We start from the raw sequence: 23,580 nt of genomic DNA, 5'->3' as shown, positions 1-23,580 counted from the left end.
TTAGATATAATAATTAATAAAATTATAATCAAAACAACTTAAAATTTTTAAGGATAAACTATGCTTCAAACTTGTATTTTTCCTGCAGCAGGCTATGGTACTAGATTTTTACCTGCTACAAAAACTCTACCTAAAGAAATGTTACCTATACTAACTAAACCTTTAATTCATTATGGAGTAGATGAAGCTTTAGAAGCTGGTATGGAGACTATGGGTTTTGTCACAGGGCGTGGAAAAAGAGCTTTGGAGGATTATTTTGATATTTCTTATGAGCTTGAACATCAAATAGCAGGCACAAAAAAAGAATACCTTTTAAGCGAAATAAGAACTCTCATAGATCGTTGCACTTTTACTTTTACAAGACAAAATGAAATGAAAGGCTTAGGAGATGCGGTTTTAAAAGCAAAACCTTTAGTGCAAGATGAAGCTTTTGGGGTAATTTTGGCAGATGATTTATGTGTGAATGAAGATGGAGTTAATGTAATGGCTCAAATGGTAAAAATATATGAAAAATACCGCTGTTCGGTTATAGCTGTAATGGAAGTTGAAGAAAATCAAGTTTCAAATTATGGAGTTATAGCAGGAAATGCTGTAGAAGAGGATTTAATCATGGTAAATTCTATGATAGAAAAACCCGATCCAAAAGATGCTCCAAGTAACTTAGCCATTATAGGAAGATACATTCTAACACCTGATATTTTTGGAATTTTAGAAAACACTAAAGCAGGAAAAAATGGAGAAATTCAGCTTACTGATGCACTACTTTCACAAGCAACTAATAATATGGTTTTAGCTTATAAATTTAAAGGAAAAAGATTTGATTGTGGAAGTGTAGAAGGCTTTGTAGAGGCAACAAATTATTTTTATGAGAAAAGTAAAAAATGTTAAATAATACTTTATTTTTTAAAACTCAAGACTTTAAAAAAATCACTGCATATGCAAATAGAATGAATGATGAGTTAAAAAGTGGTGATATAGGGTATTATCACTTAGTAGATACAAGTTTTGATTTAATTAAAGAAAGTAAAGAATTTATCGCGACAAAAACTCATATAGAAAATATAGTTTTAGTTGGCATGGGTGGCTCAAGTTGTGGAGTAAAAGCTTTAAAAGAGCTTTTATTTGATCATGTAGAGGATAAAAAACTTTTTATTATAGATAATACATCTTCACATACTTTTACCCAAACTATGCAAAAAATCGAACCTAAAAAAACGCTTTTTATCATAGCAAGTAAATCAGGTACAACTATAGAGGTAGTTTCTTTATTTAAACTCATCATTGCTTATTTTGATTTTAAAAATGAAAATTTACATGAAAATTTTGTTTTTATCACAGATTTAAATTCAAAACTACATAAACTAGGTGAAGAATTAAAAATCAAATGTTTTTTTATACCAGAAAATGTTGGAGGAAGATTTAGCGTTTTATCTGCTATTGGTATTGTTCCTTTAACTTTTTGTAATTATGATACCAAAGCTTTACTAGAAGGTGCAAAAGCTTGTTATGTGGATTTTTTTGAAAAAAAATGTGAGCAAATTTTACAAAAAGCTTATCATTATTGCACGCATAAAAGTGCTCATATTAATGTGCTTTTTTCTTATGGAGACGCATTTAAAGGTTTTAATGAGTGGTATATACAACTAATCGCTGAAAGTTTAGGTAAAAAACAAGGTTTTAAACGCATAGGTTTAACTCCTATTGCTTTGATTGGTGCTAGGGATCAACATAGTTTTTTACAGCTTATCATGGATGGACCAAAAGACAAAACCATCACTTTTTTAAAAATCAAAGATAGTCAAAAATCTCCTAGTATTCCAAATATAAGTTTTAATTATTTACAAACTTGTGATTTTACCAATGAAGTCAATTTGCACGATCTTTTAAACGCTCAATGTGATGCAACCATGCATGCTTTAATTGCTGAAAACTTAAGTGTAGATGTGATAGAACTTGAAAAATTAGATGCTTGGCATTGTGGATATTTGATGTATTATTATGAATTATTTACCTCAGCTTGTGGCATTATGCTTGGGATTAATACTTACAATCAACCTGGTGTAGAAGTTGGAAAATTAATACTCAAAAATATGCTAAGCAAATAAATTTGCTTTATTATAAAAAAAGAGTATAATGAAAATATAATAATTATTAACATAAAAAATTATTAGATAATAATTATTATTATTTAAGAATTTTATGTTATAATTTTTAAAACAAAAAAAGGAGATAACATGTCAGTAACAAAACAATTATTACAATTACAAGCAGATGCTCATAGTTTATGGATTAAATTTCATAATTATCACTGGAATGTAAAAGGTTTGCAGTTTTTTTCAATCCACGAATACACAGAAAAAGCTTACGAAGAAATGGCAGAACTTTTTGATGATTGTGCTGAAAGAGTTTTGCAGCTTGGAGAAAAAGCTGTAGTTTGCCCAAGTGTATTATTAGAAAATGCAAAAGCACCAAAAATTCAAAAAGATTGCTTTACCCCAGTAGAAGTTTTAGAGCTTATTAGAGAAGATTATAAATACCTTTTAGCTGAATTTAAAAAGCTAAATGAAGAAGCTGAAAAAGCAAGCGATACTACAACAGCTGCTTTTGCTCAAGAAAATATCGCAAAATATGAAAAAGTTCTTTGGATGCTTAATTCAACTATCCAAAATACTTGCTCTATGTAAGAATTTATAATGTTTTTTGACTTACAAAGCTTTATTGCTTTAAGTCAAAAAACAAATTTAACTTCTAAGAAAAAACCACTCTTATAAAACTCCAAGTTTGTTATTTATAATTATAATTTATTAGCGGCTCAATGTATTTTTAAACAACATGAGTTTTTAAATTCTTAACCCATAAGGGCTAAGAATTAATGTAAATCTTCATTAAGTTTTATGGCTTTTTTATTAAAAGCTACTATCATAGTCCCACTTTGAGAATCTTGTCTAAAATGCAAACCATTTAGCCCTGCTAATTCTAAACCTTTATATATATCTTTATCAAAGTTAAAGTCAGGATTGATTTTTTGAAGTTCTTCTTTATTTTTTAAAGCAAATTTAGTCCCTTCTAAAACAGCAATGCCTGCATCTACTATACAATTATCCCCTAAAGGAATTCCTGTAACTGAATTTGCACCCAAAAGACAAGCTTTTCCAATGCTAATTGCATTACCACTTGTACCACTTAAAACACCAAGTATGGAAGCACCACCTCCTACATCGCTGCCCTCGCCCACAACAGCTGAAGAACTAATACGCCCTTCTACCATACAAGCTCCAGTTGTGCCTGCATTAAAATTCACATAAGCAGCCCCTGGCATTATAGTAGTTCCCGCAGCTAAAACAGCACCCATTCTTACTTTAGAACTTTCTAAAATTCTAGTATTATCCTCAGGAATAATATGGGCTAAAAATCTTGGAAATTTATCTACATAATCAATTTTTGGATATCTTCCGCTCATTTTTAAATCTATCTCATTTTCTCTTAAAAAGTCTAAATCAATAGGCCTATTATCACTCCATGCCACATTTGGTAAAATTCCAAAAGCACCTGTTAAATTTAAGCTTCTTAAAGGCACTTTTTTACTTGAAAGTAAGTAAAGTTTTAAATACACACTTTCTAAACTTTTTGGCGCTTCATCTTCAAAAATACAAACAAAAGAAAAAGCATTTTCTCTAAAATTTTCCTTTGCTGCTTTTATTACTTCTATATTTTTATGGCCTTGCTCTTGTAAAAAGGGAGCAAAACATTCTAATGCAAAATCTAAATCTTCTTTAATCAAAGTAGCCACAAACTCACTTTCATTAAAATCAACATCTACCCCTCTTCTAAAAAAAGCTTCAAACATAACAGCTGCAGCAGCATAATTTTGCTCAAAATTAATCATTCCAAAATTAGCTTGAAGTTTTTTACTAGAATCAACTTGACTAAGATCAAGTCTTGCTATAGCAAAAGCTTTAGGTTTTTTATAATTGATTCTTTGCTCAATTTGCTTGATTAAATTTAAAAATTCTTCTTTATTTTCTATCGCCATTTTTTCCTCCTTATTGCGAACACGCACTTTTACCATTCATTACAGGTTGTATAGCTGAATTATCTACTTTACCTTCTTGATTTACTTTTTCTATAAATTCCCAAATTTTTTCAGCAGCTTGTAAGTATCTTTTTGAACTTACACTCTCAGGCATATAAAAACTCACAGGCTTACCACTATCTCCACCTTCTCTTACGCTCATTTCTATAGGAATTTGAGCTAAAACATCGCATTTATAAGTTTTTGCCATTTCTTCTGTAGTGCCTTTACCAAAGATATCATATTCTTTACCATTATCAGGACATAAAAAGCCACTCATATTCTCTATAATACCCGCAACTGGAATATGTAATTTTTCAAACATATCTAGTGCTCTTTTGCTATCATCTAAAGACACTACTTGTGGAGTGCTTACACAAACTCCTGCACTCACTGGCACACTTTGAGCTAGGGTAATTTGCGCATCACCCGTTCCAGGAGGCATATCAAGCAATAACACATCAAGTTCAGGCCAAAGCACATCAGCTAAAAGTTGTTCAATCGCTTTCATAATCATAGAACCACGCCACATCAAACCTTTACCCTCTTCTATCAACACACCCATACTCATCATATAAACCCCATGAGATAAAATAGGGCGAATTTTTTGGCCTACAATTTCAGGTTTACTTTTACTCTCACCTAACATTCTTGGTATATTTGGGCCATAAATATCTGCGTCTAAAAGCCCTACTCTCTTACCCATTTTGGCTAAAGAAATAGCTAAATTTAAAGTCGTAGTGCTTTTACCTACTCCACCTTTACCACTTGAAATCATAAGGAAATTTTTAATTTGCGGAGCGATATTTTTACCACTTCTTGAATTACTTTTTTCTTCAGGAGCCTTTGGTTGAATGATTTCTAAATTAAGTTCTAAATTTAAATCTTTTAAAGCACTCGCAATGCCTAGTTTAAGTTCTTGTGCAACTTGTGCATTAGCAGAAACAATTTCCACTACAATGTGAGCTTTTTGCTCATTAGTTTCGATTTTCTTAACAAAACCAAAACTAACTATATCTTTTTTAAAACCTGGATATATAACTTGTTTTAATCTCTCTTCGATTTTTTCTTTCAATGTTTTCTCCTTATTTGTTTAAAATGATTAATTCTACTAACATAAATATAAATTTTGGCTTTTATGATGTATAATATTGTAACATTAATAAAAAATTAAGGTGTAACAAATGTTAGATATTTCCTTGATTATGTTATCCGCTGGAGAATCTTCAAGGTTTAATGCTCCAGTAAAAAAACAATTTTTAAGGCTAGGGGAATTACCTTTATGGCTATATGTTACTAAAAATTTGAGTTCTTTTTATCCTTTTAAACAAATAATTGTTACTTCTAGTAATACTTCTTATATGAAAAAATTCGCACCAGAATATAATTTTATCCAAGGTGGAGATACTAGGGCAAAATCTTTACTCAATGCTTTAGAATTAGTTCAAAGCGAATATGTTTTAGTTAGTGATGTAGCAAGAGTTTTAATTTCCAAAAGTCTTTTTGATAATATCATAGAAAATCATGATAAAGCTGATTGCATAAGCCCTGTTTTAAAAGTAAGCGATACAACTATTTATGCTCAAGAACTTATAGAAAGAGATAAAATAAAACTCATACAAACTCCTCAACTTTCACGCACAAGTATGCTTAAAAAAGCTCTAAAACAAAATACAAATTTCACAGATGATAGCACTGCTATAAAAGCTATTGGAGGAAAAATTTGGTATATACAAGGTGATGAAATGGCAAAAAAAATCACTTTTAAAGAAGATTTAAAAAATTTAAACCTTCCAAAACCATCTTGGGAAATTTTTAATGGAAATGGTTTTGATGTGCATGAATTTGGTGAAAATCGTCCTTTACTTTTAGGTGGAGTAAAAATTCACGATAGCATGGGACTTAAAGCACATTCTGATGGAGATGTATTAACTCATGCATTAATCGACGCACTTTTAGGAGCAGCAGGACTTGGCGATATAGGTGAACTTTTTCCAGACAACGACATGCAGTATAAAAATGCTGATTCTATGCTTTTATTGCAAAATGTTTATACTATGGTGCAAAATTATGGGTTTGATTTTGTTAATGCTGATGTAACCATCATTGCACAAACTCCAAAAATGAAAGATTTCAAAGAAGACATAGCTTTTAATATAGCTAAAGTCTTAAAAACTACTCCCAACAAAATCAACATTAAAGCCACCACCACAGAACATTTAGGATTTATAGGTAGAAAAGAAGGTATTGCTGTTTTAGCAAGCGTAAATTTAAAATATTTTGATTGGATGAAATTATGAAAGTTTTAATAGTAGAAAATGAATTTTATTTAGCTCAAAGTATAGGTTCAAAGCTAAATTCTATAGGTTATGAATGCGATATCATTGCAAATGTTAGTGAATTAACTCATCATGATTATGAGATAATACTACTTTCAACTAGTATGGCAAATTTTGAACATATTATAGAAATTTTTAAACATAAAATTATTATTTTACTTATTTCTTATATAAGTTCTGATACGGTTTTAGCACCTTTAAAAGCAGGTGCGAGTGATTATATACAAAAACCCTTTATGATAGAAGAACTTACGCGTAAAATCAAACACTTCCAAGATTTTAAAAAAATAAATATTTTAAATCATACTTATAAATCTTATTTAAAGCACAAATTTGAAACAGCAAAATTACCTGATTTTGATTATAAAAAAATCAAACTACCGCTTATTTTAAAAAGTAATCATCAAATTTTTGCAGATCATTTTGTATTTAATTATACCAACGAACATAATATTGCAAATATATATATAGATCTTTCACATCAACACAATATTGATAAAATTTTTAAAGATAATTCTTTATATTATTTAGTCAATTTTCAAAATTTAAAATCCATAGAAAAAGAAAAATTACTAGAGCTAGCCTCCAAAAAATCAGTGATAATTTATACTAATTCTAATCTAACTCATCCTGATTTTCAAACCATAGAACTAGGCGATGATGAAAAAAGTTTTGAAAGTAATGGAATTTTAACAATTGATGATTATGTTAAGCATATTATAGTAAGTTATCAAAATGTTTTTCCTGACACAGATTTGTCAAAAAAATTAGGAATTTCAAGAAAATCTTTATGGGAGAAAAGGAAAAAATATGGCATTACAAAGAAAAAATAGCATTATAATCTCAGAAGAAGAATATGAAGTTTTATGTTTTATAAAAGAAGGAATTTTTGGTTCTTTTACGAAACTAATGAATGAAAAAGAAAGAGATGAAGTTTTATCTACTGGAATGATTAACAAACAAAAAATTCCATATACTCTAACTTTTGCTCCCGCAAGTACCAAAGAAAACGACACTACTTTAAAAAATGCAAAAATTGGAGAAAAATTAGAATTTATATGTGATGATAAAGTCGTTGGACACATACATTTAGAAAGTAAATTTGAAAATGATAAAAATGCAAATGATATTTTTAGACCCAATGCCTGCTTAATACAAGATTTTGGAAAAATTTGCATTAGTGGAGATTTTGAAATTTATCAAAACCGCATTAAAACCCTAAAAGAAGAATTTGAAAAAATCAAAAAAAGACTAAATCCACATAATATCACAGCTATAGTTTCAAGTTTTGATCCTTTTCATAGAGCACATGAAAGAATTCTAAGATGGGCCATAGAACAATCTGATCTAGTAATAATCTTTTTAATAGAATCTTATGAAAATAATGGTTTGAGCTTAAGCCTTAAAAAGCGTTGTTTTGATGTTTTTGCACAAAATTATCTACCATCATCAAGAGTTTTGCTTATACCTTTACACAATATAAAAATTTTTGCCTCTCATTTAAATCCTATCTTAGAGTGTGCTTTAGCTAAAAGTTTTGATTGCAATAAAGTTTTTGTAGGACAAAATCATGCAGGACTTGGGATGTATTTTAATCAAAACAGAGCTTTTACCGTGCTTGATGATTTTGCAAAAGATTACAATATAGAAGTAACCATACTTCCTGAATTTGTATTTTGCGATGAATGTAAAATGATAGTTAGCACTAAATCATGCCCTCATGGAGCACATCATCATATGAAATATCACGGAGATTCTTTAAAAAATTTACTTAGACTTGGTATCATTCCACCAGCAGTTTTTATAAGAAGGGAAGTTTCGGCTTTGATTTTATCAGAGCTTTTTCCTAATCGTTTTCATAATAAACAAAATATCTATAGCAATTTATTTCCAACTCATGGAATTTTAGAACATAGAAGTGATAAAGAATTTTATGAACAACTTATAAAACTTCATCAAATGTCTTATATGGTGTAAAATATGCAAAAATTATTTTTAACTTTTTTTTACTCAGGTAGTATTAACAAAGCTCCAGGAACCTTTGGAACGATAGCAGCATTGATTCCTGCATTTTTTATTTTGCGGTATTTAGGCATAGGAACTTTGATTTTACTAGCAATTTTGCTTTTTTTGGTTTCTATAAAAATCATTGATCAATACGAAAAGCAAACAGGCAAACATGATGATAAACACATTGTTATAGATGAAGTTGTTGGGGTATTTTTAGCCTTAGCAATTTGCGGACAAAGCGTTTTTACTTTTTTGCTTTCTTTTGTTTTATTTAGATTTTTTGATATCACAAAACCATCTATCATCGGTAAAATCGATAAAAAAACCAAAGGTGGTTTAGGTGTAATGCTAGATGATGTTTTAGCAGGAATTTTCGCAGGATTATTTAGTGCAGTAATTTATGGAATTTTACTTAAATTTAATCTTTTATGGTTTGATATAAGCATTATGGAGATATTTTAATTTTATATTTTCACTTTAATTTTTACGACAAAATGCAAAAAAAGGGTAACTCATAGTAATAATAGAGTCTCTTTTTAAATTTCTTTATGGTAAAATTAAAGAAACTTTGGAAGCTACAGCACATATGTTTTAGTCTCTTTTTAAATTTCTTTATGGTAAAATAGCCAAATCAAACTGCAAAGCTTATCAAAGGTTTTAGTCTCTTTTTAAATTTCTTTATGGTAAAATTAAATCAGTTTGTGTAAGGCGTGTGATTATGTTTTAGTCTCTTTTTAAATTTCTTTATGGTAAAATGATAATCATAAGCTTTTAAAGAAGTTGAAAGTTTTAGTCTCTTTTTAAATTTCTTTATGGTAAAATTATTGCAGAGTTAGCTGAAAAACTTGCTTAGTTTTAGTCTCTTTTTAAATTTCTTTATGGTAAAATTGAAGTTAAAGTTAGTGCAAAAGGCGTTTTGTTTTAGTCTCTTTTTAAATTTCTTTATGGTAAAATTCAAAATCGTCCCATAACAAACGATAAGGCAGTTTTAGTCTCTTTTTAAATTTCTTTATGGTAAAATTTTAAGTTGTTTTTGCTAATTAACATATCTGTTTTAGTCTCTTTTTAAATTTCTTTATGGTAAAATGGAAAAGTTGTAGGTATTGAATTTACTTTCAGTTTTAGTCTCTTTTTAAATTTCTTTATGGTAAAATAAAAAAAATGGGGATGATGGAGCATATCCAGTTTTAGTCTCTTTTTAAATTTCTTTATGGTAAAATTTCCTTTGGAAAAAATAGAGGCAAACGATTAGTTTTAGTCTCTTTTTAAATTTCTTTATGGTAAAATACACTTTTACCAAATAAAGAAAATTAGATGTTTTTCTGGGTAAAGATATCTAAAATTATGTTATAATTTCGCCAAGAAATTTAAAAAGAGACTAAAATAAGTGGTTTTTGGTTATCCACGCAGGGTTACAATCCCATTAAAACCATTAAAATTCAAATAAACTAGGTTGTTTAAGTTTGTTTGTTTTATTTTGTTTATTTGTTTTTTCATTACTATATTTAAAATCTTGAGTTTTTTCATCATATTCAAAAAGAACTAAATTTTTATCATCATTCATTTTTTCATTAAAAGAAACTCCACCTAATAAAATTTGCATATTATCAAATTGTTTTTCTGTTATAGTTAAAACCCTTATATTTCCATAAGGTGGTAAAATTTTTTCTACAGATTTTATCGTTGTTTTTGCCGAAGTTAATCCTTTGCAAATTTTTACATATACACTAAATTGCATCATAAAAAATCCAAGTTTTATTAATGAAGTTCTAAATTTGCTCGCATTTTTTTGATCTTTTTTACTTTTAGTAGGCATATCAAACATCAATAAAACTCTCATAAATTTATCTTCTATCATAAAATACCATCATAAATTCATCATTGTCTAATAAAGCATTTTTAAAATTTTGCACATAAAAATTTATAGCCCTATTTAAAGGGTAAGATTTATTTTCAAGAATAACTTCTTCTTGCAAAATACCAATTAACTTTTGTTTTGTTTCTTTATCTAAAAATTCACTATCTTTTATATCTTTTAATTTAAATACACATAAATCAATCAATGGTCTAAAAACTTCTATCAAATCATCACAAAGATTAAAATCATTGTAAATATTATCATGCTTTATACCCTGCCATGGTAAAAGCCCACTTATGCAAACAGCCCTAACTATAAACGATCTTATAATAGCATAACCATAATTTAATCCTGAATTTATAAAACATATATCATTTCTTGCAAAATCTTTACCAAATAAAGTTTTAAAATATAAAGCAGCTGCGGTTGATTCTAAGTTTTTAGAGTCGTTTAAATTGACATTTTTAGCCATATTTAAAAGTTCTTTGGCTTCTTTAGAATGATTGGTAGTTTTTAAAACATAAGCTTGATTTGAAATTTTGTTTTTAATAATTTTTTGCCATAAAATTGCTTTTCTTTGCAAACTTACTTTAATTTGTCTTTTAGCCACTTTTGCACTTATAAAATGTCCTAAAAATGGAGAAAAAATTCCATTAATATTGTGAGATTCATCGCAAGTTAAAAGTATAATTTTATATTTAGCTAAAATACTAAGCAAACTTGAAGTAATACTTGCTTGTAAAGACTCTAATATAATAAAATTAATATCTTTTAAAAAAAATCTAGCCTCTTTATCATCTTGTTTTATAACAAGATGATTTAGCTCAAGGCTTAGTTTTGCTTGATTTGAAATCAATATACTTTTAAAAGCTTCATCATAAGCCATATTTTTTGCTTGTTTTTAAAGAAATATTTTGTCTTGGCTGAAAATCTGCTTTTATTTTGTCTCCAAGTGGAGTTACAATATATTTTTCAAATATTTTTAAATTTTGAATTCCTGTTCTATTTTTTTCTTGATTTGTGAATAATAATTTTTGATTGTCTGTTAAATTTTCAAATTTATTATCATGTTTTTTAATATTTATACGAGAACTATCTATATCAAAACTATTATAATAAGCAAATTCAGCTTCTTGCATATCTTTTTTTTGCAACAAAATCAAATCATTTTTATATAATGAAAAACAAAATTCATAACTTTCATCTATTTCTTGCCATTGTTTTGGATTGTTATTTTTATCTTTGCCTGCAATTACAATCTTATTTGGTAAAATTCCTAAGGCAAAATCCATAGTATAAATAGGTATAGCATAAAATTTATTTTGCTTTTTAAAGATATCAAGTCTTACCATAGTATCATTTTCAACATATTTTGTGCCTATTTTCCTTATTTTTCCACAATTTAATGCTATATTTAAACCTTCTTTAGAATTGTATTTTTTAATCATTGTTTCTTCAGGATAAAAAGTTTCTTTATGTAAAGTTCCTCTTGCTCTTTTTCTAGGTGGTTTTGAAACAAATATCTCATCAATTTTATTTAAAATTTTTTCTCTAAATCCTTCAAAAGGTTCAAAAAATTTAGCTTGATGTTTATAATTATCACTTGTAAGTTCTTTAGCATAAAGCTTTGCTTTTAAAAGCTCTTGATTTTTTTTAAAATCCGAAAAAGCTTTTATGATTGAGTTTGTGCTATAAGCAACTATAATGGCATCAAGTGCATGGTGAAGATGGTTATTTCTATCTTTTTTATCAAAACCCCAAGTGTGTCTTAAAACTGAAGTAAGCATACCATTGATAGTTTGAACATGAATCTTACTTCCTTTTTCTCCGCTTTTTAAATTTGTATTTTCATTTTCATTTAAAGGTAAAAAATTTAAATATTCTTTTGTGTATTTAGCTATTAAAGTTGCAATATATCTTGTATCATTTAAATTTCTACTAATAAAGTCTTGTTGTTGTTTATCTTTAAAATTTTCATCTAAAATTTTATTTTTCTTTTTATAAGGAAGATTTTGTGCTAATGCTTGAATTTTATTCCATCTTTCTATATTTTTTCCAAAAGCTTCAAAAGGTGTTTTGTTGAGTTTTTCTTGATTTTCTTTGGTAAAAACCAAAACCTTATTCATATATGAATCATCAAAACTTCTTGAATAAGGATATATATGATCAACTTCTAAAGCTTTTTCATCTTTTAAATGCTCTATAGATATTTTTTTACCGCTATAAGCACAAATTTCTTTTTGTTCTTTCCAAAGTTTTAATTTTAAAATATTTTTATTATTTGCTTTAAGCCCGAATTTTTCACACTCATCTAAAGCCCAATCATTAATTTCCTTATTTTCTTTTTGTTCTTTTTCTATTTTTTCTCTTGCCTTTTTGCTAAGCCCTACATCTCTTGCTAATTCTAAATGAATTTTATGCACTTTGCCATATTTTTTAAGCAAAGCATTTAATACTTTTCTATACTCACTTATAGCTCTATTTACAACAGGATTGCTAAGCTCTTGCGAAAATATACTATCACAAAAAGCTGGAAGCAAATCTTGCTTTTGATTGCTTGTTTTTGATTTTAAATTTACAATTTCACATGCTTCATCATATCTTTTTCCCTCTCTCATCAAAGGCAAGATTAAATTTAATGCTTTAAAGCTAAGGTTTATGTGATCATTAAATTCAATTTCTAATAAAGCATTAATTTGTTCATTATTTAAATTATATTTTTCTAAAGCAGTTTTTAATTTATCATTATCTTTTATCAAAGTAATGTGAGTTGCTATTTCATCTAATTCTTGTCTGTTAAAAGAATGTTCTCCCAAAGCTTTTTTAAATTCTATTAATTTTTTAAAATCAACTAATTTTGCACTTTCTGCATTATCTTTGTCGTAGTTAAGACTTTTAAATTCAATGCTTTCGTGTAGATTAATACAAGATCTAAATTTTTTATAAGTAATATTTCCTTTATCTAAAATATGGTTTAAAATTTCATTTATTGTTTGAGCTGATATAAGCTCTCCGCTTATTTTTTCTAGCCTTTTTAATTCATTAATAATCTTACTCAAAGCTACAAATTCCCAAGCACTATATGAATTTTTACAAGCTCGCTTTTCTTCTTCAAAAAAAGTACAACTTCCTACTAAATGTGAAAAATCTTTTAATGGTCTTTGAAAAAATGCAATATTTATAATTTCTTTTATAAAATCATCATTATAGCTATATCCAAATTCTTTTTGTTTTTCTAAGATTAATTTTAATTCTTTTTCTAAATCACTTGCTAAAACGCAATTATTATAATTATCTTTAGTATTGCGAATCTTGATGAAATTTTTAGTATTTTCTTTATATTTTTGAAAAAATTCTTTATAAAAATATTCTCCAACGCTTTGATATTTTTCTAATTTTAAAGCATTATTTTTTAAAGCACTTAAAATTTTTCCTTTTTCACTATCATTTGATTTTTTTTCATTTTTATTCATATAACCACGATGTTTTGCTATATGTAAAATAACTCTTGCTAAATCTTTAGCTTCTAATTTTTGATTTAAAGCTTTATATCTTAACTCATAAACATTAGTTAGTTTTCCTTCATAAGCTTTAGGCAATTCCCCATCATTTGCTATATAATCTTTATAATTTAAATTTAATTCTTTAGCTAAAATGTGCTTAATAGCAATTAATCTTGATTTTCTTCTTTTAAGACGCCTTCTATTGCTTCTTGCATTGCGTCTAGGTAAGGCTAAAGATTCTTTGTTTTTTGGATTTTCAGCTTTTGTAAATATTCTAACCCCACAATCTTTTAACTCATCATTTTCAACAAAAGCCCAACCTATAGAATTTATCCCTATATCAAAACCTAAGATTTTCATATTTGTCCTTATGCTTAAAATAAATGATATTATATTAAATATTTTATATTTGTAAATAAAATAACAAAAAATGTTTTAATATTTTTAATTAAAATCAGGATAAACAATGAAAGATGACTTTAGCAATTCTAGCAAAAAAGAAATTCTAAATTTTTATAAAAAAGTATCATCAAATGTAAGGAAATTTAGAGAGAAAAGAGGAATTTCTCAGCTTGAATTAGCCCTAGATATAGGTATAAAATCAGTTGCATTTTATTCAAATTGTGAGTGCAATCGATATGGTAAACATTTTAACTTAGAGCACTTATATAAAATTTCTAAAAGTTTAGAAATTCCATTAAAAGATTTATTAGAGTGAATAAAATCAACTTATCAAATACAATATAATTTTTCTAAGATAAGTTTTATTTAAAAGAAGTTAGTATAATTACGCAAGGGTGCAACGCCAAAGGGGTGCAACCCTTTAGCGTTAATTTACCGCCCAGAAGGGAGGTGAGTTAAATGCTCAACATTGTTCTTATAATTATACTCTTAACACTTTGCTATGTCAAGGCTTATTGAGTATCCCCTGCTTTAGCAGGGTTTAGAACAATCCCTTTGGCTTTATTTTATAAATCCACTTGCAAGCACTAAATCTTTATCGTAAAATACCGCCATTTGTCCGCTAGCAAGCCCATAAACAGGTTCTTGTAAGATGATTTTTGCACTTTTATCTTCATTAATCAAAACTTTACATGGGGTTGATTTTGATCTATAGCGTATTTTTACTTCACAATCTAACTCTTTAGCATCGATAAATAAATTAATACTATCAAGGTTAAATTCGCTTATCTTAAGCTCTTCTTTTTTACCCACTATGATTTCATTTTTTTTAGGATCTATTTTTAATACAAAATGTGGCTCATGTGCCCCACGCACTTCAAAACCCCTTCTTTTACCTATGGTATAGTGCATATAGCCCTCATGCTTTCCTACTTCTTTGCCACTACTATCTCTTACAATACCTGGAATTTTAGTATCCATAAACTGATCTAAAACTTGCACATAAGTATCTTCCACAAAACAAATTTCAGAGCTTTCTTTTTGAGTGGCAAAAGATTTTAAAACATCGATGGTTGAAGCAAATTTTTTCACATCTTCTTTTTTCATCTCTCCAAGTGGAAAGATTAAATACTTTAAGGCTTCTTTATCTGCATTTGCCAAAAAATAACTTTGATCTTTACTCTCATCTACTGCAGTTTTTATTAAATTATTTTCTATTCTTGCATAATGGCCTGTGGCTAGCTTCTCACAACCAAGTTTTTTTGCAAATTCTAACAATTTTCCAAGCTTTATAAAGCGATTGCATAAAGCACAAGGATTTGGCGTTTTTCCTTCTTTGTAGGTATTTACAAAAGGCATGTAAACTTGATTTTTAAAATCATCTTGTAAGTCTAAAATGTGATAATCAATGCCTAAAAATTTGGCAACCTTTTCTACTTTTTTTATATTTTCTTCATGATAATTAGCCTTGCCATGAAGCTTCATATAACACCCTTGCACTTCATGTCCGGCTTGTTTTAGTTTATAAGCAGTAACCGTGCTATCTACACCCCCACTCATTGCGACAAGAATTTTCATCTTTTTCCTTTATCATTCTTATAATTTCATCTAAATCATCACTTATACTATACTTTAACTCATCATTTTTTGATATAGTTCCAAGCTCTAGTAAAGAAGTTTTGATAAATTCATCAAGAGTATGCCAAAATTTTCGCCCAACTAAAATGATAGGAACATCTTTTTTAAAACTAAGTTGCTTTAAAGTAAGAATTTCAAAAAATTCATCTAATGTCCCAAAGCCGCCTGGGAAAATCACAAAAGCAAGACTCTTTTGAATAAGAGCCATTTTGCGAATGGCTAAGCTCTTAAAGGTGATATTATACTCTAAAAAATCATTTGCTTTTTGCTCAAATGGTAAATGTATATTAAATCCGAAAGATTTTAAATGTGAAGTTTTACTCTGTATAGCCCCATAATTAGCCGCTTGCATAATACCACCGCCTCCACCGCTGATAATGCTATAGCCATCATTTGCTAATTTTTTAGCCAAGTTTGAAGCTAAAATGCAATACTCATTGTCTTCTTTTAACCTAGCAGAACCAAAAAAAGTTACACCTTTTTGAATTTTTTCCAATTCTTTTAAATAAGAAATATCCTCAATGATGTATTCTTTCATCTTAATTGTTCTAATCTTTCTTTTTTAGAGCCAATTTCAGTAATTTGCACTCCAAAATTTCCATCTACTATCACTACTTCACCATAAGCAATTTTTTTATCGCCTATTAAGATTTCTAAAGGATCATTTGCTAATTGATCAAGCTCTATAACAGAGCCTATATCCATAGTTAATACATCTTTTAAAAGCATTTTTTTACTACCTATACGCACTCTTATAGGCAAACGAACATCCATGATTAAGCCGATATTTTTTAATTCTTCAACATTAGCTAAAACTTTGTGTTCATGAGAGCTTTCTTGATCTTGAGTTGCAACGATTTCTTCTAAATCAGTCTTAGTTAAAACTTTGTAAATTTTTTCATCAAAAACCAAAGAAACTTTTTCTTCTAAATCTGCAATTTTTACATTGTATAAATATAATTTATGAAAACCGCCAAGTTCTAAAGTATCTGCTACAAATTCACAACTATCTAAACTAAATTCCATTTTTGGAATTTCTTTTTGTGCACCTAAGGTAGTAGAAAATGCAGAAATTATATTTTGTATAGCTTCTTTAGCTGCATCCATCTCATCTTCGTTTAACTCGCTATTTTTAGAGATTTCTTCTTCTCCCATCATCCATTCGCCAATTGCACTCATTAAAACTGCACTTGCTAATACTTTGATTTTCATATCATTATTTACACTAAAAGTTGCACTAACAAGCGGAGGAGTCATAGAATCTTGAGAATTTACATCATACTCATAGTATTCGCTAAATTCGGCATTTTTTCCAGTTAAACCTTCTATAGTACTTACACATTCATTGACAAATATGCCTAAAAAATCATTGATCATCTTCTTCCTCTTCTATATCTTCATTTTCATTATAAGAATTTGCTTTTGCTCTTCTTTCATCTTCATATCTTTCAAGCATTTCTTTAATTTCATCCTTATCAGTTTTGATAAGTTCTAAAATTTTAATTGACTTTCTAAATCTATGAAGCCCAACTTGTGCTAAAAAAACTTCCTTTTTATCAATAGCTACTATAGCTTTATCATCTGCAGTTCTATCAAGTTTTAATATATCTCCTTGCTTTAGATCTAAAAATTCATTTACATTGATAAATGTTTTACCAAGCATAGCTTCATAAATCACTTCAGCACGCCCAATCAAAGTTTTAAGCTCTTTATTTCTTGATTTTTTAGCACTAGTTTCACCCATCATAATATCGCGATTTGCCAAACGACTTAATATACTTTCTAAATGCACAACCGGATAGCAAATATTTACCATACCGCTTGAATTTCCGATGATAATCTCCATCACCACCATAATAACAATTTCATTTTGCGAAACAATTTGCACAACATTTGGGCTTGATTCTTTAGCTTCCACACTTGGATAAATTTCAGTTACATTCATCCAACTTTCTTTAAGTCTTTGCATAATAATACGCAAAATAGAATCAAGCAAATTAAGCTCGATTTCTGTTAGCTCTCTTAAAGTATCAAAACTTTCTCCTTGCCCACCTAAAAGTCTATCTATCATAGGAAAAGCAATACTTGGATTTATCTCTAAAACACAATTTCCATCAAGAGGTTTTATAGAAAATACATTAAAGCTTGTAGGACTTGGCAAAGACATTAAAAATTCACCATAAGTCATTTGATCTACTGAGTGAAGTTTAATCTCAACTATACTTCTCATCATAGATGAAATTTGCGAAGCAAGGTTTCTTGCTAACTTATCATGAATCCCTTTGATAGAGCGAAGCTGTTCTTTAGAAACCCTATTTGGACGCTTAAAATCATAAACAACAATGTCTCTTTTATCTTCTATTTCTTCTAATTTAGACGAAGCAGCACTTTCATCGCTATCATCATCTACAACTTCTAAGAGAGCATCAATTTCTTCTTGTGAAAGTATCTCAGCCATACTAAACTAGCCTTTCTCGAATTTTCTTTAGCAAACGCTTATGAATTTGTGAAATTCTTGATTCGCTAATCTCTAAAACCTCTGCAATTTCTTTTAAATTTAATTCTTCATAATAATAAAGCTGGATTACAAGTCTTTCTCTTTCTTTAAATTCTTCTAAAACAGCATTAATTTTTTCTATTAGTTCTTCTTTTTCTATTTGTTCTATGATATTACTATCATTGAAGCAATTTAGCTGTTCATCTAAAGGCATTACAAGCGATATAGCATGAGCTGCTCTTGCTTCTTTAACCTTTTCTACTTCTAAATTTAATCTTTTTGCTAAATATTCATCATCAGGTTCTTTTTCATTTTCTTGATAAAATTCATCAACAATAGCATCAATTTCTTTGATGATTTTTCTATTGCTTCTACTCATTACATCTAAGCTTCTTAGATAATCAAGCATAGCTCCATTTACTCTTTTTCTTGCAAAGCCCCAAAAATTATCATTTTGTTCTTTGTCATAGCGGCGTGAAAGCTTAATCATTTCTTCTACGCCTATACTAATTAAATCATTAACATCAATACTAGCTGGCAAGCGTTCTTTTAATCTAAATGCCATTGCTCTTAAAGCTGGCATATAAGATATCACTAGATCATCTTGCTCTTTTTTCAATGCTGAAGCATAGGCATTATGCGGCTGCATGTTTCACACTTTTTTTCTTATGAGAAGTTTCAAGTTTTTTAAGATCCTCACGCTCCTCTTGAAGTTTCTCAAGTAAATAATCCATTTTCTTTTCTCTTGCGGCTAATTCTGCTATAAAGCTATTGTTATCATTTTCATATTTTTCTTTATTAAAACTTCTACCACTAATTTTATTTACATCTACAAATATCATTATAACAATATGAATTAACACATAGAATATAAAAGTAATTAAACAAGTATAAACAACTATTTCTACAGCATCTTCTATATTGACTATAGTAAACATTAAGCCTATAAAAAAACCACAAACTGTAAAAAAAGCTACAAAATTTTCTGGTCTCATTTTTTTCCCTCAATCTAAAAACGATCTAAAAGCTTTTTGAAAAAACTCATTATGCTTTTATCTCCGACATTATTAAGCACTTTTTGTTCCAATCTATACAAAAGCTTGGAAGCTATAGTTTTTAGCTCATCACTTGCATTGGTATCATCATCGCTAAATAAAGTTCTTTTTTTAATACTAGAACTTATATCTTTACTTTGCCCTAAAAAACCCAAAAATTCTAATTTCAAATCATGTTTAATGTTAATATCTGCTACTTTTTTAATATTATCAAAAATTCTCAAAGCTTCGTTTTCATTTTTTACAACATTAAATACCATCAATAAATTTTCTTTAGTTTTTGATGTGGTTTTTATAGTTGCATATGCATCAGTAATAGCTGCTGGATCAGGAACGGTGATAACTATAACCTCATCAGACATTTCCAAAAAATTTCCTATATTACCGCCAATACCTGCTCCAGTATCAATGATTAAAAAATCTAAATCATCTAAAATACTTGTTTGATTTAAAAATCTTTCATAAATATTTTTATCATTGTATTTTAAAATTTCATCGCCACTTTCACCTGGTATAAGCCATAAATTTGGCTTTACTTCTATTAAAATATCTTCTAAAGAACACTCACCCTTTAAAACATGTAAAAGATTTTTTTCTACACGCACATTTAAAATCACATCTAAATTTGCAAGCCCTATATCTGCATCAAAAAGTCCCACTTTATAGCCATTTTTAGCTAAGATATTACCTAAATTAGCACTAAAAGTACTTTTTCCAACACCACCCTTTCCACTTGTAACAGCAATAAAATGAGTATGTTTTGCATTGGAATTTTCATTTTTAATTAAATCTTTTAATTTTTCTGCTTGATTACTCATTTTCATCCCTTCTAAAGCCTTCTAAAACACAACGCACTAAAAAATCACTATTGGCCAATTCTATATCATCAGGAACTTCTTGTCCTATAGAAAAAAAACTCATTGGAGTGCTAGTTTCATAAAGCAAAGAAAATACATTTCCAAAAACTTTAGTTTCATCGAATTTTGTAATGATTAAAGTATCTATATTTAAAAATGAAAAATTATTATAAGTTTCTAGTAAATCTTCGTATTTTGTATTTGCTGAAAGAACTAAATTTACATCAATTTGTGCATTAGAGTGCGATAAAAATTCTTTAGTTTTTTCAAGTTTTGCTTTATCATATTGTGAATTTCCAGTAGTATCTACCAAAATCATCTCACAAGTATTTAAACTTCTTATTGCATCATCTAAATCAGTTGGTTCAATACTATCTATAATAGGAAGCTTCATCATCTTAGCATATTGAAAAAGCTGTTCTACTGCACCTATTCTATAAGTATCTAGCGTGATAATGCCCGTTTTATAGCGTCTATCTCCATAAGCATAGCGAAAAGCAAGTTTTGCTAAAGTTGTAGTTTTACCCACTCCAGTTGGCCCTACTAACATCATAATTTTTTGCTTTTTGATTTCACTTTCTAAACGACAAGGAAGCATATTACGCAAAAGTGAATAAAAATACCTTTGCACTGCTTCTTGATTAGCTTTCATAGTGCTTGGCATATTTTCTATAGTTGCTTTCATAATTGCTTCTAAATGTGCTTCTTGCATACCGCTTGCTTTAGCTTGTTTATAAATACTTGCAAATTCAGGCGGTATTACAAGTTCTTTGCGTGATTCTGCCTTATCATCCCACATCATATCTACAAGCAAATTCATTTTATCGTTAAGTTTATTCATTTGTTTTTCAAAAGCTTCTATTTTTTTATCATAATTTTGATTTGGCATAGAAAAATCTTGATAATTTGAAACCTTATTGATTTCAGAACTAACTTGAGAAAGTTTGTTTTTTAAATTTAAAAAATTATCATCTTTTTTGCTAGTGCTTAAATAAGGATTAATAGGTTTTTGTTTTGCTTTGGAAGAAAAATCCAATACCACATCTTCTTCTTTTTTTTCAGTATCTTGCACTGGAGTTTGAATTTTTGCTTCAGGAAAATTTGCTGTTTTTGGTTTTTTCTTAGGTGGCATAGGAAGATTATTTTGCTTTAAGTGTTCTTCATAATCAGCTTCTTCTATAGCAACTATAACTTCGTATAAAGGTTTTTGGTTGATAGTTTTTGGTCTAATTTGTTTATTAGTAACAATTAAAGCTTTATCACCATAATCTTGTTTAACCTTAGGTATAATTTCATCTGTGCTTTCAACCGTAAAAGTATGAATCAATTGTCCCATATTTTTCCTTATCTTAACAAGCCTAAAGGCAAAGTTACACTAATTCTATCATCTACCCCTATATGAGGCACCGTGCAATACTCATCTTTTCGCACTTTCTTCGAAAAATATAATAAATCCAAATCAAGTGTTCTAGGAGCATTTTTAAAAGTTCTTTTTCTTCTAAATTTAAATTCATAAAAAAATAAAACTTTTAAAAGTGCTCTTGCATGCAAACTCGTGCTAACAATCATCACTGCATTAGTAAAATCCTTTTGATTTTCAAAACCAAAAGCCTTGTTTATTAAAAATGGCGATGTTTGCAATACTTGCAAGCGTTTATCTTGCATTAAAAGCCTAAATAAAGCTCGAAAGCGTTTTTTTTCATCTTCTATATTGCTCCCAAGTCCTACAATGGCTATATATTTTCCTCTTTTTTTTGCTTTTGTGTAAAAAGGAAAAAAACAAATTTTTTCTAATCTTCTAGCTCCTTTAACCAGCAAATTATAACACCACTGCCTTTTCTTTATCAAGATAAATCATATCTTCTATCCTAATGCCTAATTTATCTTTGATATAAATTCCAGGTTCAATGGTAAAAACCATACCCTCTTTTAACTCATAATCACTTCTTTGGCTAATATTTGGCAACTCATGTATATCAAGCCCTACTCCATGTCCTAAACTATGGATAAATTCTTTTTCAAAGCCTGCATTTTTTATCACTTCTCTTGCGATAAAATCAAGCTCTTTTGCTTTCATACCAATTTTTGCTTTTTCTATAGCTTTTAATTGAGCTTGTTTTACGACTTCATAAATTTCTTTTATTTCTTTATTTTTAAAACTAGGATTATCTTTATCAAATACTATGCCACTTTCATTAAAACAAGCTGTTCTAGTTCTATCTGAACAATATCTTTGATAAACCACCCCAGCATCAACCAATAACAAATCTCCATATTCTAAACATTTATCACTAGGTAAAGCATGAGCTTTTGCTGCATTTTCATTAATAGCTACAATAGGTGAAAAAGAAAGCCCCAACTCACCTTTTTTTTGAAAAATTTCACATGCTTTAAAATGCAATTCTCTTTCACTTTTACCATAGCCTTCTTGGCTGATAAATTTAGCAAATTCTTCAAAGCATTCTTTGCCAAAATTTACAGCCTTTTGTAAAAGCTGTAATTCTTTGGCATTTTTTATAATGCGTTTGTTTTTACTAAAATCTAATTTTTCTTCAAAAACAACATTTACACTTTTACCAAGCTCTTTAAACTCAAAATGGCTAAATTCTTTTGGATCAAAACATACTTTATCAACCCCTGTTTTTTCCAAAAGCTCTCTAGCACTAGCAAAAAGATCTTGTGCTAAAATTACTCTAGCATTTTTTATCATTTCGCTAGCTTCAAAGCTATATCTTGCATCAGTAATAAAAAATGCCTCATCTTCAAGTTTTAAAAACAAGGCATTATCGCAAGAATAACCACACTCATAAAAAAGTGCATTTTCGTTTTTTAAGATAAAATTCATTGATTTGCTTGTTGAGCTTTTGCTTGAGCTGCTTTATATGCATTAATTTGATCAAAAATTTGAAAAAGTCCCATTAAAGCCATATGATAACCAAAAGGACCAAAACCAACTATACTACCTGCACACACCGGTGCTATCATGCTTTTTTGTCTAAATTCTTCTCTTCTGTAAGTATTGCTAATATGCACTTCAATCACAGGCATATTAATCGCCGCAATCGCATCGCGTATTGCGATGGAAGTATGTGCATATGCAGCTGCATTAATAATCACCCCATCAACACTTCCTAAACATTCTTGAATTTTATCAACCAACTCGCCTTCAAAATTGCTTTGAAAAAATTCAATCTCTACATTAGCTTGTTTTGCAGCTTGTTTCATTTGTTCATGGATATCTTCCATTTTCATATTGCCATAAATGTGAGTTTCTCTCACTCCAAGCATATTGATATTTGGGCCTTGTATAACCATAACTTTCATAATCTAACCTTTATTTAGTAAAATT

The 23,580-nt window shown here is 28.6% G+C and carries 24 protein-coding genes and 1 CRISPR repeat array; of the genes, 8 read left to right on the top strand and 16 right to left on the bottom strand.

All coding sequences use genetic code 11. The features are described 5' to 3' along the window. The first annotated feature begins 60 nt into the window (after positions 1-60). The 3 genes from galU to CPEL_RS01270 all read left to right on the top strand — a co-directional run bounded on the left by galU (position 61) and on the right by CPEL_RS01270 (position 2,684). The gene (galU, locus tag CPEL_RS01280) at positions 61-888 is read left to right on the top strand and encodes a UTP--glucose-1-phosphate uridylyltransferase GalU (RefSeq protein ID WP_044598279.1); all 828 of its coding nucleotides are present in this window, start codon (positions 61-63) and stop codon (positions 886-888) included. After that, positions 882-2,105 carry a glucose-6-phosphate isomerase gene (locus CPEL_RS01275; RefSeq protein ID WP_044598278.1) on the top strand — a complete coding sequence of 408 codons (1,224 nt, stop codon included), beginning with the start codon at positions 882-884 and terminating at the stop codon, positions 2,103-2,105. The genes galU and CPEL_RS01275 overlap by 7 nt, the downstream gene beginning before the upstream one ends. Positions 2,106-2,234: 129 nt before the next feature. Further along, positions 2,235-2,684, top strand: coding sequence for a Dps family protein (locus tag CPEL_RS01270; protein WP_044598277.1), 450 nt, complete (start codon positions 2,235-2,237; stop codon positions 2,682-2,684). A gap of 185 nt (positions 2,685-2,869) precedes the next feature. On the opposite strand, the gene CPEL_RS01265 is transcribed toward CPEL_RS01270, so the two are convergent. Together CPEL_RS01265 and CPEL_RS01260 are read right to left on the bottom strand one after the other, a co-directional pair. Next, positions 2,870-4,033 carry a 2,3,4,5-tetrahydropyridine-2-carboxylate N-succinyltransferase gene (locus CPEL_RS01265; RefSeq protein WP_044598276.1) on the bottom strand — a complete coding sequence of 388 codons (1,164 nt, stop codon included), beginning with the start codon at positions 4,031-4,033 and terminating at the stop codon, positions 2,870-2,872. A 10-nt stretch (positions 4,034-4,043) separates the two neighbouring features. Next, on the bottom strand, positions 4,044-5,147 hold the full coding sequence (locus tag CPEL_RS01260) for an Mrp/NBP35 family ATP-binding protein (protein WP_044598275.1): 1,104 nt from the start codon (positions 5,145-5,147) through the stop codon (positions 4,044-4,046). A gap of 109 nt (positions 5,148-5,256) precedes the next feature. Here CPEL_RS01260 and CPEL_RS01255 point away from each other — a divergent pair, with 109 nt between their 5' ends. From CPEL_RS01255 to CPEL_RS01240, 4 genes are read left to right on the top strand one after another with little or no spacing between them, the layout of a single operon-like run. Beyond that, positions 5,257-6,372 carry a bifunctional 2-C-methyl-D-erythritol 4-phosphate cytidylyltransferase/2-C-methyl-D-erythritol 2,4-cyclodiphosphate synthase gene (locus CPEL_RS01255; protein ID WP_044598274.1) on the top strand — a complete coding sequence of 372 codons (1,116 nt, stop codon included), beginning with the start codon at positions 5,257-5,259 and terminating at the stop codon, positions 6,370-6,372. Beyond that, entirely contained in the window at positions 6,369-7,244 is an 876-nt protein-coding gene (locus CPEL_RS01250; RefSeq protein WP_044598273.1) for a receiver domain protein, read from the top strand. Before CPEL_RS01255 ends, CPEL_RS01250 begins: the two co-directional genes overlap by 4 nt. Beyond that, positions 7,222-8,388, top strand: a complete 1,167-nt coding sequence (locus tag CPEL_RS01245; protein WP_044598272.1) for an ATP sulfurylase (sulfate adenylyltransferase) — start codon at positions 7,222-7,224, stop codon at positions 8,386-8,388. The genes CPEL_RS01250 and CPEL_RS01245 overlap by 23 nt, the downstream gene beginning before the upstream one ends. 3 nt (positions 8,389-8,391) lie before the next feature. After that, complete coding sequence (locus CPEL_RS01240; RefSeq protein ID WP_044598271.1) at positions 8,392-8,883, top strand: phosphatidylglycerophosphatase A family protein; 492 nt, start codon at positions 8,392-8,394, stop codon at positions 8,881-8,883. Positions 8,884-8,943: 60 nt separating this feature from the next. Then, positions 8,944-9,708: a CRISPR direct-repeat array (repeat unit 36 nt; unit sequence GTTTTAGTCTCTTTTTAAATTTCTTTATGGTAAAAT). Between the two features lie 145 nt (positions 9,709-9,853). Here the strand turns inward: CPEL_RS01240 and cas2 are convergent. The 3 genes from cas2 to cas9 are packed head-to-tail and all read right to left on the bottom strand — an operon-like array spanning position 9,854 to position 14,142. After that, positions 9,854-10,279 (bottom strand): CRISPR-associated endonuclease Cas2, encoded by a 426-nt coding sequence (gene cas2 / locus CPEL_RS01235; protein ID WP_044598270.1) that lies wholly within the window; start codon positions 10,277-10,279, stop codon positions 9,854-9,856. Next, positions 10,266-11,165, bottom strand: coding sequence for a type II CRISPR-associated endonuclease Cas1 (gene cas1 / locus CPEL_RS01230; RefSeq protein ID WP_044598269.1), 900 nt, complete (start codon positions 11,163-11,165; stop codon positions 10,266-10,268). Before cas1 ends, cas2 begins: the two co-directional genes overlap by 14 nt. Next, positions 11,155-14,142, bottom strand: a complete 2,988-nt coding sequence (cas9, locus tag CPEL_RS01225; RefSeq protein ID WP_044598268.1) for a type II CRISPR RNA-guided endonuclease Cas9 — start codon at positions 14,140-14,142, stop codon at positions 11,155-11,157. The genes cas1 and cas9 overlap by 11 nt, the downstream gene beginning before the upstream one ends. A gap of 106 nt (positions 14,143-14,248) precedes the next feature. Here cas9 and CPEL_RS01220 point away from each other — a divergent pair, with 106 nt between their 5' ends. Continuing rightward, positions 14,249-14,500: a helix-turn-helix domain-containing protein gene (locus tag CPEL_RS01220; RefSeq protein ID WP_044598267.1), complete on the top strand. Its 252-nt coding sequence runs from the start codon at positions 14,249-14,251 to the stop codon at positions 14,498-14,500. Between the two features lie 245 nt (positions 14,501-14,745). On the opposite strand, the gene mnmA is transcribed toward CPEL_RS01220, so the two are convergent. From mnmA to aroQ, 11 genes are read right to left on the bottom strand one after another with little or no spacing between them, the layout of a single operon-like run. Beyond that, positions 14,746-15,762 carry a tRNA 2-thiouridine(34) synthase MnmA gene (gene mnmA, locus CPEL_RS01215; protein ID WP_044598266.1) on the bottom strand — a complete coding sequence of 339 codons (1,017 nt, stop codon included), beginning with the start codon at positions 15,760-15,762 and terminating at the stop codon, positions 14,746-14,748. Next, positions 15,725-16,360 carry an LOG family protein gene (locus CPEL_RS01210; RefSeq protein WP_044598265.1) on the bottom strand — a complete coding sequence of 212 codons (636 nt, stop codon included), beginning with the start codon at positions 16,358-16,360 and terminating at the stop codon, positions 15,725-15,727. Before CPEL_RS01210 ends, mnmA begins: the two co-directional genes overlap by 38 nt. Then, on the bottom strand, positions 16,357-17,199 hold the full coding sequence (gene fliY / locus CPEL_RS01205) for a flagellar motor switch protein FliY (protein WP_044598264.1): 843 nt from the start codon (positions 17,197-17,199) through the stop codon (positions 16,357-16,359). Before fliY ends, CPEL_RS01210 begins: the two co-directional genes overlap by 4 nt. After that, complete coding sequence (gene fliM, locus CPEL_RS01200; protein WP_044598263.1) at positions 17,189-18,280, bottom strand: flagellar motor switch protein FliM; 1,092 nt, start codon at positions 18,278-18,280, stop codon at positions 17,189-17,191. The genes fliY and fliM overlap by 11 nt, the downstream gene beginning before the upstream one ends. Position 18,281: 1 nt before the next feature. Continuing rightward, on the bottom strand, positions 18,282-18,968 hold the full coding sequence (locus tag CPEL_RS01195; protein WP_044598262.1) for an RNA polymerase sigma factor FliA: 687 nt from the start codon (positions 18,966-18,968) through the stop codon (positions 18,282-18,284). Beyond that, positions 18,955-19,314, bottom strand: a complete 360-nt coding sequence (locus CPEL_RS01190; protein WP_044598261.1) for a hypothetical protein — start codon at positions 19,312-19,314, stop codon at positions 18,955-18,957. The genes CPEL_RS01195 and CPEL_RS01190 overlap by 14 nt, the downstream gene beginning before the upstream one ends. A 14-nt stretch (positions 19,315-19,328) precedes the next feature. Continuing rightward, positions 19,329-20,192, bottom strand: a complete 864-nt coding sequence (locus tag CPEL_RS01185) for a P-loop NTPase (RefSeq protein ID WP_044598260.1) — start codon at positions 20,190-20,192, stop codon at positions 19,329-19,331. Further along, a complete protein-coding gene (flhF, locus tag CPEL_RS01180; RefSeq protein ID WP_044598259.1) occupies positions 20,185-21,567 on the bottom strand; it encodes a flagellar biosynthesis protein FlhF in 1,383 nt (460 codons plus the stop codon). The genes CPEL_RS01185 and flhF overlap by 8 nt, the downstream gene beginning before the upstream one ends. Positions 21,568-21,575: 8 nt before the next feature. Then, positions 21,576-22,049, bottom strand: coding sequence for a 2-amino-4-hydroxy-6-hydroxymethyldihydropteridine diphosphokinase (folK, locus tag CPEL_RS01175; protein ID WP_044598258.1), 474 nt, complete (start codon positions 22,047-22,049; stop codon positions 21,576-21,578). A gap of 1 nt (position 22,050) precedes the next feature. Further along, entirely contained in the window at positions 22,051-23,076 is a 1,026-nt protein-coding gene (locus CPEL_RS01170) for an aminopeptidase P family protein (RefSeq protein WP_044598257.1), read from the bottom strand. Next, positions 23,073-23,555, bottom strand: coding sequence for a type II 3-dehydroquinate dehydratase (gene aroQ, locus CPEL_RS01165; protein WP_044598256.1), 483 nt, complete (start codon positions 23,553-23,555; stop codon positions 23,073-23,075). Before aroQ ends, CPEL_RS01170 begins: the two co-directional genes overlap by 4 nt. Positions 23,556-23,580: the final 25 nt, after the last annotated feature.

This window comes from Campylobacter peloridis LMG 23910, from assembly GCF_000816785.1.
GTDB lineage: Bacteria > Campylobacterota > Campylobacteria > Campylobacterales > Campylobacteraceae > Campylobacter_D > Campylobacter_D peloridis.
Note: the sequence above shows the minus strand (reverse complement) of the source record. Positions and strands in the feature narration are given on the sequence as shown.